We start from the raw sequence: 12,663 nt of genomic DNA on the forward strand, positions 1-12,663 counted from the left end.
TCCTCGAACAGTCTGGCGAGTATAACGGCGAACGCAGCCTGCCTTATCATGGTCTTAGCATCAGGCGCAGGCGCTTCGCTTGCCCTGCTCAATACCCTTTCGGAGATTGTCATGCGCATCCCAACCCGCGCCATCGGTGGCGCACTCGTGGTTACCCTGCTGACCCAACTGACCGCCTGCGGCACCATTTTCTACCCGGACCGTCGCGGCCAGATCGGTGGCAAGATCGACCCGGTGGTTGCCGCCATGGACGCTATCGGCATCCTCTTCTACGTGATCCCCGGGCTGATCGCCTTCGGCATCGACTTCGCCACCGGCGCCATCTACTACCCAGGCGGCCACACCGCCCAGGTCGATCCGGCAAAACTGCAACAGGCCGTCAGCCCGGATGGCAAGGTCGACAACCTGAAACTGCAGGCCATTCTTGAAACCGAACTGGGCCAGCGCCTGCCGCTTGACGACCCGCGGCTTATCCAGCACCGCGGCAGTGTCGAGCAATTGGCCAGCCTTGGCCTGATGCCAGCAGCCTGAACCACAAGGACCTGACCACGGATGATAACCACCCCGGCTGAACACCAGCGCCTGTTGCGCCTGGCCACCCGCGCCTCGCTGGCGGTGGCCGGCATCTTGGTAGTGAGCAAGGCGCTGGCCTGGTGGCTGAGCGGCTCGGTCAGCCTGCTGGCCGGGCTCACCGACTCGGCACTGGACGCCGTCGCCTCGTTCCTCAACCTGCTGGCCGTGCACTACGCCCTGCGCCCGGCTGATGACGACCACCGCTTCGGGCATGGCAAAGCCGAAGCCCTGGCCGGCATGGCGCAGGCGCTGTTCATCGGCGTCAGTGCCGTATTGATCGGCGTGCAGGCGGTCGAGCGCCTGCATACGCCACAACCCTTGGGTGATACCAGCATCGGTATCGCGGTGATGCTGCTGTCACTGGTGCTGACGGTCGCCCTGCTGGCCTTCCAGTACAAGGTCATCCGCCTGACCGGCTCCACGGCGATCCGGGCCGACTCGCTGCACTACCGTTCGGACCTGCTGCTCAATAGCAGCATCCTGCTGGCGCTGTTACTGGCCCGTTTCGGCTGGCCGCAGCTGGATGCGCTGTTCGGCCTGGGCATTGCCCTCTACATCCTGTGGAGCGCGCTGCAGATCGCGCGCGAGAGTATCGCCATCCTGATGGACAAGGAGTTGCCCGGCGATGTGGGCGAGGAAATGGCCGCGCTGGTGTTGGCCATTCCCGGGGTCAAAGGCGTGCACGACCTGCGTACGCGGCTGTCGGGCAACCAGTGGTTCGTACAACTGCACCTGGATTTACCCGGGCAGTTGCCGCTGCATGATGCCCATGAGCTGTGCGTGGAAGCCTCGCGGGTGATCCGCCAGCGTTATCCGCAAGCGGATGTGATGGTGCATGCCGACCCGGTCTGAACCTGCGCGTGGGTCAGTTGACGCTGTACCCTCGGCCGCTGAAGCAGGCCCCCAGTGCGCGTTGGTAACTGCTGAGCACATTTGGCGGCGGCGCGTAGGTCGCGGTGGCCGGGTCGAAGCCTGACTGGCTGACCGCCCAGCGGTGGCACTGGTAACGGTCCTGCTCCTGCTGCTCCGGGCCTTGGCCATACATCGGGTACGCCACCACGTCATAACCGCCCGCAACCGGCGGCGCGGGTGGCGGCGCCACCGCCGGCGGGTTGACCACCACATATTCCTGGCTGTCTGCCAGGTACTGGTAGTAGGTATCGGCAACCAGGAAGAACAACGCCCCACCCACCCACACTTCCCGTGCATACGGCGGCAGGTAATTGACCCGCACACCGTAAGGCGGGGTTACCACGATGTAATTGCCGCCATGCGGGCGGTACCAGTAGCCGCCGGAGTAGAAGTAGTCATGGCCGCGATAGGGCACTTTCCAGTAGCGGTCAGGGAAACGATCGACCGTGTGCCCAGGGCGGTACTGCGGCCCCGGCCCCCAGCCATTGCCATGGCCGTCCGGGCGCCCCTGCCAGTCGCCACCGGGCCTTGGCCCCGGCCCCCCGGCTTGCCAGCGATGCTCATCGCCATGGCGGCGGGGAATATCCTGGTAGTAGCCCTGCCGGGGCGGCTGGGTCTGGCGTACTTCGTCGCGGGCGTTCAGCGGCCGACCGGGCCCAGGGTCGCCGGGCCCTTCGGCCAGCGCCCCAAGGCTGATGCCGAACCCCAGCAAGCCAACACCTGCCAACTGCCAGATGCGCGACGTCATGGTATCCCTCTCGGTAGGTAAACTGCAGCAGGCAGCCAGTCTACCGTGCTCTTCAGGCCGGCCAATTAAAATTACCGACATGAAAAAAGGGAGGCCGCAGGGCCTCCCTTCAGGAATTGTCGTCCGTGCTCGGCACTTGTGGCGCCGGCTCACCTCACAGCGTCTTCTGGAAGCTGTGTAGCCCGGGGGCCTGCGGATCCGGTTGGATGGCTGGCCGCGACCGCCCGCCTAGGGCGCGTCGCCGTGGACTGATGTCCGGGCAGTGATTCTGTTGATAAAGATACCGAACAGCTGGCGGCAGCGGATTGCTAAGATTGCTCATATAAATAGTACTTGCGCAATTTTTCACCCTGGAATGATAATTCGCCGCAATCCGAACAGAAAAGGCAAATGCCATGAGCAAACTCGACCGCTATGACCTGAGCATCCTCGCCGAATTGCAGCGCGATGCGCGCATTTCCAACCAGGAACTGGCCGAGCGCATCGGCTTGTCGCCTTCGCCATGCTCGCGTCGGGTCAAGCAGCTGGAGGACGACGGCTACATCTCCCGCCAGGTCGCCCTGCTCGACCGCAAAAAGCTGGGCCTGAGCCTGACCGCCTACGTGCTGATCGGCATGGACCGGCACACGCCGGAGCGCTTCGAGACCTTCGAGGCCGCTATCCGCAACCTGCCACAGGTACTGGAATGCAGCCTGGTCACCGGTATGGATGCCGACTACCAGTTGAAGGTGGTGGTGCCCGACATGGACCACTACCAGAAACTGCTGCTCGGCAGCCTGACCCGCATCGAAGGCGTCACCAGCGTGCGTTCGAGTTTCGTGCTGAACCAGGTGCTGGCCAGCACCGAGCTGCCATTGACCCACCTTCGGTAATTGCCCGCCCCTGCGGGCGTATACTCGAGCGCTCAAACTGCCTGGAGAACACCGATGGATCCCGCCGTATTCGAAGAGTGGATGATGATCATCCTGGTCACCGTGCTGATCGGTTTCATGGGTTTCATCGTCTGGGACCTGGCGAAAAAGTCCAAGGCGGGCAAGTTCGGTACGCTGATCCTGTTCTTCGTGCTGGGGCTGGGGGTGCTGGCCTTTATCATCAAGAGCGTGGTGGTGGGGTTTCTTGAAGGCGTTTAGGCCTTGAGAATGCGGGGGTCGCGACCCAAGGCATGGGTTTGCGCGGTTCTGTAGGAGCGGCCTTGTGTCGCGATGGGCCGCAAAGCGGCCCCACTAGCGCTGCAATTTTGCCGGAACCTCGCGCCAGCACCCCTGCTCCAACCCGTCCAGCGCCCAGTCACCAATGCGTACCCGCACCAGGCGCAAGGTCGGCAACCCCACCGCTGCCGTCATGCGCCGCACCTGGCGGTTACGCCCTTCACGAATCACCAGCTCCAGCCAGCTGGTGGGCACGCTCTTGCGAAAACGCACCGGCGGGTTGCGCGGCCACAACGCGGGCTCGGCCAGGCGCCGCGCCTCGGCCGGCAAGGTAGGCCCATCGTTGAGCTCCACACCGTCACGCAAACGCTGCAACTGCTCGTCGCTCGGCTCACCTTCCACCTGCACCCAGTAGGTCTTGGCCAGCTTGTGCTTAGGGTCGGCAATCCGCGCTTGCAGCCCGCCATCGTTGGTCAGCAACAGCAAGCCTTCACTGTCACGGTCCAGCCGCCCGGCCGGGTATACGCCCGGGATGTCGATGAAGTCCTTGAGCGTCGCCCGCCCTTCGCCGTCACTGAACTGGGTCAGCACGTCGAACGGTTTGTTGAACAGAATCAGGCGGGGCTCGGCCGGCGGTGCCTTGGCCTGGCGACGCGGGCCGGCGGCAGGCCGCGCCTGGGGGCGGCGCGGCTTGTTACGGGGTGGCAGTGACATGGATCCTCAGCGGAACGGCGGCTCATCGAAGCTGCGCAGTTTACGCGAGTGCAACGAGTTGAGCTCGGTGCGCAGCAGGTCGAGGGCGGCAATGCCGATCTTCAGGTGCTGGCTGACCGCCCGGTTATAGAAGGCGTTGGCCGAACCTGGCAGCTTGATCTCGCTGTGCAGCGGTTTGTCGGACACGCACAGCAAGGTGCCGTACGGTACCCGCAAGCGGTAGCCCTGGGCGGCAATGGTGCCGCTTTCCATGTCCACCGCCACGGCACGTGAGAGGTTGATCAGCGGCCGCTCCTGGGCCCAACGCAGCTCCCAGTTGCGGTCATCGTAGGTCAGCACGGTGCCGGTGCGCAGGCGCTTCTTCAACTGTTCGCCCCGCTCACCGGTCACCTGCGCAGCCGCTTCCTGCAGCGCCAACTGCACCTCGGCCAGGGCCGGAATCGGAATATTCGGCGGCACCACGCGGTCGAGAATGCCGTCGCGGCGCATGTAGGCGTGTGCCAGAACATAGTCGCCAATGGTCTGCGACTGGCGCAGGCCGCCGCAGTGGCCAATCATCAACCAGCAATGCGGGCGCAGCACCGCCAGATGGTCGGTGATGTTCTTCGCATTCGACGGGCCGACGCCGATGTTGACCAGGGTGATGCCGTCGCCGTCGGCGGCGATCAGGTGGTAGGCCGGCATCTGGTAACGGTGCCAGACCACACTGGCAACCAGCGCCTGGGTTTCGCCATGGTCCATGCCTTTTTCGATGACCACGTTGCCCGGCAGCACCATGCGCACGAAACGCGGGTCGTCACGCAACTGCTCCAGGCCATGGCTGATGAACTGGTCGACATAGCGGTGGTAGTTGGTCAGCAGGATCCACGGCTGCATGTGGCGCCAGTCGCTGCCGGTGTAATGCACCAGGCGGCGCAGCGAAAAATCGACGCGCGCGGCATCGAACAGTGCCAGCGGCAGCACGTCGGCATGGTCCCAGTCGTACAGGCCGTCGGCGATATTGTCGGTGGCGGCCGACAGGTCGGTGCTGGGGAACACCCGCGCCAGCTGCGCGGCGGTGATGCCGCTGCCGGCCAGTTCGTCACCCTGGTCGACCACATAGGGGTAAGGGATATTCTGTTCGCTGACGCCCACTTCGACGGTAACGGTGTAGTCGTGCATCAGCGGGCGCAGCTGCTCCAGCAGATAACCACGGAACGCCGCGGGCTGGGTGACAGTGACGCTGTAGGTGCCGGCCACCTGCACCTTGGCGTAGGCACGCGTGGTAGCGGCGACTTCGCCATGGCTGTAGTAGGTCAGGCGCAGGGCCGGGTAGCGGAACAGGTCGCGCTGCTCGGCGTCGGGTTCGGTGCAGTCTTTCAGATAACGCTTGAGCGCAAGGCTTAGAGCACCGGTGGCTTGTTCATGCAGGGCCGCCAGACGATCGACGGCCTGTTCGGGGGTATCAACGACTACAAAAGCGTGGCTCACACTGTGCTTCCTGTCTGGACATGCATGTGAACCATCTTGCCTGCCTTCTTGGCTAAATACATCCCCACTGATCGGTGCTGGATTCTTCGCGGGCGCGCCCGCTCCCACAGGTACGGCACCGCCCGGAACATCCATGAAGATCTTGTGGGAGCGGGCATGCCCGCGAAGAAGCCGAATCAATTCGCCCAGGCTGGCGTCGCCCGCGCCACCAGGGCCTGCACATCCACACCCCGCGGCAACGCCCCATATACCCGGCCGCCCCCCGCCAACCGGCTGCCAATGAATGCATCACTGACCAGCGCATTGCCCGCCTCCAGCAACAGCTTGGCCTGCAACGCCAAGGCAATGTCCTCGGTCAACTGCCGCGCGCGGTACTGCATGTCGCCAGTATCGGCAAACGCCCCCTTGAGGTTGCCGATATGCGCCGCCAAACGTGGGTCGCCATGCCCATCGCCCAGCTCGGCGAACAAAGCATCGAGCACCCCCGGTTCCTTGGACAAGGCCCGCAGCACATCCAGGCACTGCACATTGCCCGAGCCTTCCCACGTCGAGTTCACCGGTGCTTCGCGGTACAGCCGGGGCAGGATGCTGTCTTCCACATAACCGGCACCGCCCAGGCATTCGGCGGCTTCGTTGATCATGGCCGGCGCACGCTTGCAGATCCAGTACTTGCCCACTGCCGTCACCAGGCGGGCGAAGTGCGCCTGCTGCGGGTCATCGAGCTGCTCCAGCGCCTGCCCCATGCGCAGGCTGAGGGCCAGCGCAGCCTCGCTCTCCAGGGCCAGGTCGGCAAGCACGTTCTGCATCAGCGGCTGCTCATTCAACACGCGCCCACCGACCTTGCGGTACGCGCAGTGGTGGGTAGCCTGGGTCAGCGCCTGGCGCATCAGCGCGCTGGAACCGACCATGCAATCGAAGCGGGTCATGGCGACCATTTCGATGATGGTCGGCACACCACGGCCTTCCTCACCGATCATCCACGCCAACGCCCCGCGAAACTCCACCTCGCTGGAGGCGTTCGAGCTGTTGCCCAGCTTGTTCTTCAGGCGCTGGATATAGAACTGGTTGCGGCTGTCATCCGGGCGGTGGCGCGGCAGCAGGAAACAGCTCAGCCCTTTTTCGGTTTGTGCCAGGGTAAGGAAGGCATCGCACATCGGCGCCGAACAGAACCACTTGTGGCCAACCAGCTCATAGGCCTGACCTGGCCCCGGCGCCCCGACCGGGTAGGCCCGGGTAGTGTTGGCCCGCACATCGGTGCCGCCCTGCTTTTCGGTCATCGCCATACCCAGGGTGACCCCGGCCTTGTGCCGGTCACCGACATTGCGCGGGTCATACTCGCAGGCGAGGATTTTCGGTAGCCAGTACTCGGCCAGCTCGGGTTGCAAGCGCAGGGCTGGCACGGCGGCGAAGGTCATGGTCAACGGGCAGCCGCTGCCGGCTTCGGCCTGGCTGTGCAGGTAGGTCATGGATGCACGTGCCACATGCGCCCCGGGGCGCGGCTCGGCCCATGGCAGCGACGGCAGGCCGTGCTCGATCGCGGTGCGCATCAGTTCATGGTAGGCCGGGTGGAACTCGACCAGGTCGATGCGATGGCCGTAGCGGTCGTGGCTGCTGAATTCGGGCTTGTGCGCGTTGGCCAGAAAGCCAGCCTGCATCAGCGGCCCCCCGGCCAAGGCGCCGTAGGCATCGATCCGCGACTCGGCCCAGCCCGCGCCGAAACGCCGTGACCACTCTTGGAGCGGTAGGTCCAGGCGGTACAGGTTGGCACCGTCGAGGGATGGCGGCTGGTTGGTGACTTCGTGCGTTTCAGCGTACTGGTGCAGGTTCATCGGGGGCTCCTGGATCCGGGTAGGCTTGAGAGACCCAGTGAAGCACTGCCTGCGGGGTTGGCAAAGTGGCATTCGTGACTAAAGGTGTGGTGGTGGGGGCATGGGGTGCAGATGTATGTCTTGAGCCTGCATCTGGGCTGGCAGGTGTTCGCCATAAGATCTGCGGCGCGGGTGAGACCGAGCGCCGAAGCGTTCGCCGCGACACTTTCAGCGCCTGTGAGATCGAGCGCCGCCCGCGCGGCGCTTCGCGGGTAAACCCGCTCCTACGCTTGTTTCGGGCCAGTATTGCCTGTGCCGGACGCGCGCGACCACCTTGTTTTTACGACGCGATATCGTGGTGGGCGCCAGGGCGTTCGCGCGCAAATCCCCCAGGCATGATTGGCCCGAAACAAATGTAGGAGCGGGTTTACCCGCGAAGCGCCGCGCGGGCGGCGCTCGATCTCACAGGCGCTGAAAGTGTCGCGGCGAACGCTTCGGCGCTCGATCTCACAGGCGCTAAAAATATCTCGGCGAACACCTGTCAGCCCATCCCCGGCTTACAGCGGGAGCGCCACGCCCAACAAGCATGTAGTCCAATTCCCTATTTACTGTAGGCACCTTCCTAAAGCCTCCCCACCCCCAAAAAAACCGCCCACAGCCTGCTAGGTTCATTGCTCCCACCTCGAAAAAAGGCGAGCCATGAGCCTGCGCATGAACATCTTTGGCCGATACCAAGGCTTGGACGGCGACCACACCACCACAGGCGCCATCTGCATTGCCAGCCAGGCCAGGGGCCGTGTGCATGGCCGCAATTGGCTGCTGCTAGGCGACCCGACCACGCCCTGCCCGCTATGTGGGCAAGCGGGCACCATTGTCGAGGGCGAGTCCCGCTGGCGGCAGGACGGTATTCCCACGGCTCTGGACGGCGCACTGGTGCAATGCGGGTGCCCACAGGGCAGCAATCGCGTGGTTGCAGGTGGGGCTGCAACGCCGGCGTCGCGCAGGGCACCAGCACCTGAGCCTGTTCGTGAGGCCCCCGCGCAGACTCAGGCGCGTAGCCCGAGCAGAAGCACCTATCAGCCAGCAGTGGCTCAGCCTTCGTCCACTCCACCAGGCATGGAGCCTGGGTTCTACATCGTTCCGCGTTGCATGACGTATCAAGAAGTACTGGCTGAACTGGGCGCGCCGCAGGCCAACTTGCCTCGGTCAATTCTGGAGCGGCTGAACCCGACGTATCAGCGTGGGTTCAAGGCAGGTGAGATTTTTGTCATTGGTGATGGTTTGCGGCGGCCGGTGTGTACACGCGAGGAACTGTCTGCAATGAGTGCGGCGAAACAGGCTAGGGAAGCGTTAGCGGAACTGACACCGGAGGAAGCCGACTTCATGATGCGCCATCAGGCTGAGATCGCCGGGTTGCTCAGCGATGTGAGCCTGGCGATGGGGGTCAGCGAGGCGATGGTAGGCAAGTCGCTGGATGAACTCAGCCACATATTGCGAAAAATTGAAGACCTGCATAAAAATCAATTCATCAAACACGGGCATCTTAGGCACCCTGACTTTTTTGCAGAGCGTCAAAAACTATTTAAGCAATTGAGCTCAAACCTGAAAGCAACCGTTCTGAACAAGCGGCTCAACCTCGGTAATTATGAAAGTCTGCGCCGGGACTTGGGAATCTCGTCGAGAAGCTTAGTGCACCATTGGAGTAAAGCTGGAGGGCCGACACACATCCCCGGCTACTCGACACATTTGGATAAGCTGGCCAAGATGGCCAAATATTTAAAAGCCGGAGGATATATTGCCGTTGCTACCGGCGCGGGCGGATCTGCTCTAAAGATTTCTGAGGTATGCAAAGAGGGCAGCACAAATACCTGTAAAAAAGTCAGCGTTACCGAAGCAGGTAATTTCGCCGGTGGCTTAGCTGGTGGGTGGCTGGGAGGAAAGCTTGGAGGCGAAATCTCTGCGAAGATTTGCTGGAGAGCCGGCCCCTACGCCCTAGTATGCGGAGTAGTAATCACCGGTGGAGGCGCTTTGGCCGGTAGCATAGGTGGCATGGAGGCTGGCGAGGAGTTCGGCGAATTAATCTTCGAGGCCTTTGGAGATGATTGACCACCTTGACGTAAAATTAAGACTATTTCTGTTGGGCACTCCTATATTCCTCGCGTTAATCGGGCTTGCATCTGACCTTCACATCGCCTGCTCTCACCAATATAAAGAAATGACCTCAGCACTCCAACGGAGCGCTTGCCTTCCATTTGCGACCAGCATGTGGGGAGAGAACAAAATAGGTTCCAGGATTCTAGTTATTTCTGTAATCGCTGGCGCCATTGGTTCTCCCGCCTCAAGCATTCGCAGTGGGCTATTGGATGAGCAAGACCACTTACAATTCCCTAGACAATTAAGAAGAAAAATACTTATTGCATCTTCGCTAAATACCATTGGCATTGTATGGGTAACGATATATTACCTAATGAAGCTAATAAAATGAGAAACCACACTATGAACTCAGACCAGTAACACCATCCGGAATCGCTAACCACCTCACCCTGCAAAAAACCACAGCTTTATGTCGTTTCTATCTCAAAACTCATAATCATGGCTTCCTTGTCCATGGGCCTGTACCTCTATTACTGGCACTATCGACACTGGTTACTCATCAGAGGTCAGCATGGCCTCAGACTCATCCCGCTGCTTTGTACAATATTCGGAGCTTTCACAATATTTTTCTTGATGAAAAAAATCGTCGCTCGCTGTACTCAAGCAAATCAGCCAGTAGAAGGGAGTGCGATCGGTGTCACTCTGATGCTTTACACACCTATCCTATTGATAGCGTGCTGGGAATTCTATGTATCCGAAAAGTTTTTTGATAGCCTGCCACTCTCGTTTTTCACCATGATTCCGATCATACTCACTCTTCTCTACACTACCTTTTTCTCGGTCGCAATGGTGCAAATACAACAGTCAGCCAATGTTTGCGAGGGTGATGGATGCGGGTTCGAAAATTCAAAACCAACTTGGGCAAATGTTGAATGGTTGATTATCTGCTGGATACCAATCTCCGCTCTATTTGGTTTCATATCGGCTTATTCGCCATTAATACAGTAACTCGCGTTGCCTAGCGTTGCATGAGGACTCACAGCGCCCCCCACACTCCCACGGACATTGCGCATCTTCCAGGCTATGCACAAATCCTGTGGGAGCGGGTTCACCCGCGAAAGGGCCGGCCTTGCCGTCAAAAAAACATGCAGTCCAAATCTCTATCTCTTGTAGGGCTCTTCCTAAACCCTTCCCGCCTCAAAAATACCCACCCACAGCCTGCTAGGTTCCTGGCTCCCACCTTAAAAAAGAGGCGAGCGGGTCTCTTGCCGGAAGTGTCGCAGGCATGAACGCTGGGGAGTACATCGGCGAGGAGCTATATGAATTTATCGAGCACGAATGATCATATGGAATTGATATGGCGCCTTGCCTTTGTCGCGACACCTTTTGCACTTGCACTGATCGGACTAGCCATGACAGCAAATCTCGCTCGCATCCAAAACTACCGAATATTAGAACAAGCCTTGAGAAGAAGCTCATGCCTAAAAACTGCAACAGCAATATGGAGCAATAAAAGCTTTCATTCTCGAATGTCAATTGTCTCCACCCTGACCGGCATTGCATTGCACCCTAAGTTTTTCTTGAAAAGAAACCTTCTTGATGAAACAGATGCGTCTAGATTTCCTTACTACCTGAAGGTCAGAATGCGCATTTCGTTCTGGCTACTGATGACAAGCTTGTTATGGCTAACAGTAGCCGCCACGTTAATCAAATTGAATTATTTATAACTCACAAGCAACATTGTTCGACATTGTACCTAATTGGATATTGCCCAGTCGCTTGTGCTGGGCAATCAAGGGTACATGAGCTTGTTCCTAAGATGCCTGGCTGCTACATCGTTCCGCGCTGCATCACATTTCAAGAATGTATGGGGGAACTGACCGTCGCAGGTAATATACAGAACAGGTGAGAATATTATGGAATGTTCAGCGAAAGCCATGAAATTTTTCATGGCGACGACGTCATGCTTCATGATCATGATCGGACTGGCATTCTATATTCGCTTGGCGCAAGCGAAAGCTCTAGAAAAAATAATTTCAGCAATACCAAGCAGTTACTGGCTGAAATTAAATATTGTCATATGGGGCAAACAAAATCTTCGCTCACGACTACAGTTAGTAGGCGTCGTACCTGCCATACTTTTCTGGCCAATAAAAACCTGCACATCCGTCACAAAAAACTAGACCGAAAAGATACTGACAACTTCCCGAAGCATTTAAGAATACAGCTACGAATCAGTAACTGGCTACTTTACCTAGGCGCAGTCTGGCTTGGCATAACTTACCTCATATACAGCTAGCCACTAAGATGAGAGTCCGCCCAAATAAGTCAGCCGAAGATAAATTTCGAAAGACAAGACGGCACCAGCTACACCGCCGTTCGCGGGCACGCTCGCTTCCACAGGAATTGTGCATAATTTGAACGAAGTACGATCCCTGTGGGAGCGGGCATGCCCGCGAAAGGGCCGGCCCAGCCAATAAAAAGGTCAGCGCATCAAACCCAACTCGGCATCATCCAACAGCGCTTTCGCCATCGCTGCGAAGTAATGCGATGCCCACATCATCTGCTGGTCACCATCCATCAAACCGGTCAGCGAAAGATCGCGTGCATAGCCCATCAGTTCAGAGGCCTGCTCACGGGCGCTGCGGCAGGGGATGCCCTCGGCGATGCGGAACAGGGGGTGGGTTTGGCCTTCGCCCTGGAAGAAGTAGGTGACGCCGGGGGTGGTTTTGGTTTCGTCGGTCATGGATTTTCCTGATTGCTCATTGACCGCCTCTTCCGTTTCCACAGGAAGGGTGGCGGCTGTACACGGGGTGGAAACCCGAGTGCATTCAGGGAAAACTCGGTAGGCACAAGGCCTCCCGGGTACAGCCGCCATGAACGACATAACCTGAAATGCTTGCTGCAGGTTTCCACACCCGATCGCTGAACCGTCAGCGACAGGCAAAGCCTAGAGGGCGCGATTTGCAGGAACAATCAGACGCGTGTCGACAGAGGTTGTAGGGTATTTCGCAGGGGGTGGAGTTTCCAGTGCTGAGACGTAGGAAGAGTCTGGAATTGTTGTAGGTTGCTGGGGGCATGGTCGGGGACGGCATCAGGGCTGACAGGTGTTCGCCATAAGATCTTCAGCGCCTGCGAGACCGAGCGCCGCCCGCGCGGCGCTTCGCGGGTAAACCCGCTCCTACGCTTGTTTCGG

11 protein-coding genes are annotated in these 12,663 nt (G+C 59.7%); 6 read left to right on the forward strand and 5 right to left on the reverse strand.

Going from position 1 to position 12,663, the window contains the following annotated elements; translation table 11 throughout:
* The first annotated feature begins 111 nt into the window (after positions 1-111).
* Together ACF8SD_RS17360 and ACF8SD_RS17365 are read left to right on the forward strand one after the other, a co-directional pair.
* A complete protein-coding gene (locus ACF8SD_RS17360; RefSeq protein ID WP_029887386.1) occupies positions 112-531 on the forward strand; it encodes a hypothetical protein in 420 nt (139 codons plus the stop codon).
* A gap of 21 nt (positions 532-552) precedes the next feature.
* Positions 553-1,425, forward strand: a complete 873-nt coding sequence (locus ACF8SD_RS17365; protein WP_009685411.1) for a cation diffusion facilitator family transporter — start codon at positions 553-555, stop codon at positions 1,423-1,425.
* 13 nt (positions 1,426-1,438) lie between these two features.
* Here ACF8SD_RS17365 and ACF8SD_RS17370 read toward each other — a convergent pair whose 3' ends face one another.
* Positions 1,439-2,233 (reverse strand): DUF6515 family protein, encoded by a 795-nt coding sequence (locus ACF8SD_RS17370; RefSeq protein ID WP_392483438.1) that lies wholly within the window; start codon positions 2,231-2,233, stop codon positions 1,439-1,441.
* Between the two features lie 395 nt (positions 2,234-2,628).
* On the opposite strand from ACF8SD_RS17370, the gene ACF8SD_RS17375 reads away from it, so the two are divergent.
* The gene (locus ACF8SD_RS17375; RefSeq protein ID WP_003249795.1) at positions 2,629-3,105 is read left to right on the forward strand and encodes an Lrp/AsnC family transcriptional regulator; all 477 of its coding nucleotides are present in this window, start codon (positions 2,629-2,631) and stop codon (positions 3,103-3,105) included.
* A gap of 54 nt (positions 3,106-3,159) precedes the next feature.
* Positions 3,160-3,363: a DUF2788 domain-containing protein gene (locus tag ACF8SD_RS17380; protein ID WP_003249787.1), complete on the forward strand. Its 204-nt coding sequence runs from the start codon at positions 3,160-3,162 to the stop codon at positions 3,361-3,363.
* 93 nt (positions 3,364-3,456) lie between these two features.
* Here the strand turns inward: ACF8SD_RS17380 and ACF8SD_RS17385 are convergent, their stop codons facing one another.
* The 3 genes from ACF8SD_RS17385 to ACF8SD_RS17395 all read right to left on the reverse strand — a co-directional run bounded on the left by ACF8SD_RS17385 (position 3,457) and on the right by ACF8SD_RS17395 (position 7,394).
* On the reverse strand, positions 3,457-4,095 hold the full coding sequence (locus ACF8SD_RS17385) for a pseudouridine synthase (protein ID WP_029887384.1): 639 nt from the start codon (positions 4,093-4,095) through the stop codon (positions 3,457-3,459).
* Positions 4,096-4,101: 6 nt separating this feature from the next.
* Positions 4,102-5,565: an AMP nucleosidase gene (gene amn / locus ACF8SD_RS17390; RefSeq protein WP_392483439.1), complete on the reverse strand. Its 1,464-nt coding sequence runs from the start codon at positions 5,563-5,565 to the stop codon at positions 4,102-4,104.
* A gap of 176 nt (positions 5,566-5,741) precedes the next feature.
* Entirely contained in the window at positions 5,742-7,394 is a 1,653-nt protein-coding gene (locus ACF8SD_RS17395; protein ID WP_173891194.1) for an acyl-CoA dehydrogenase family protein, read from the reverse strand.
* A gap of 678 nt (positions 7,395-8,072) precedes the next feature.
* Between ACF8SD_RS17395 and ACF8SD_RS17400 the strand changes: the two genes are divergently transcribed.
* On the forward strand, positions 8,073-9,479 hold the full coding sequence (locus ACF8SD_RS17400; protein ID WP_392483440.1) for a PAAR domain-containing protein: 1,407 nt from the start codon (positions 8,073-8,075) through the stop codon (positions 9,477-9,479).
* Positions 9,480-10,813: 1,334 nt separating this feature from the next.
* On the forward strand, positions 10,814-11,194 hold the full coding sequence (locus ACF8SD_RS17405; protein WP_392483441.1) for a hypothetical protein: 381 nt from the start codon (positions 10,814-10,816) through the stop codon (positions 11,192-11,194).
* 758 nt (positions 11,195-11,952) lie between these two features.
* Here the strand turns inward: ACF8SD_RS17405 and ACF8SD_RS17410 are convergent.
* On the reverse strand, positions 11,953-12,213 hold the full coding sequence (locus tag ACF8SD_RS17410; protein ID WP_201203624.1) for a DUF3077 domain-containing protein: 261 nt from the start codon (positions 12,211-12,213) through the stop codon (positions 11,953-11,955).
* Positions 12,214-12,663 lie beyond the last annotated feature (450 nt).

Origin of the sequence: Pseudomonas sp. CJQ_9, from assembly GCF_043106615.1 — a bacterium.
Lineage (GTDB): Bacteria > Pseudomonadota > Gammaproteobacteria > Pseudomonadales > Pseudomonadaceae > Aquipseudomonas > Aquipseudomonas juntendi.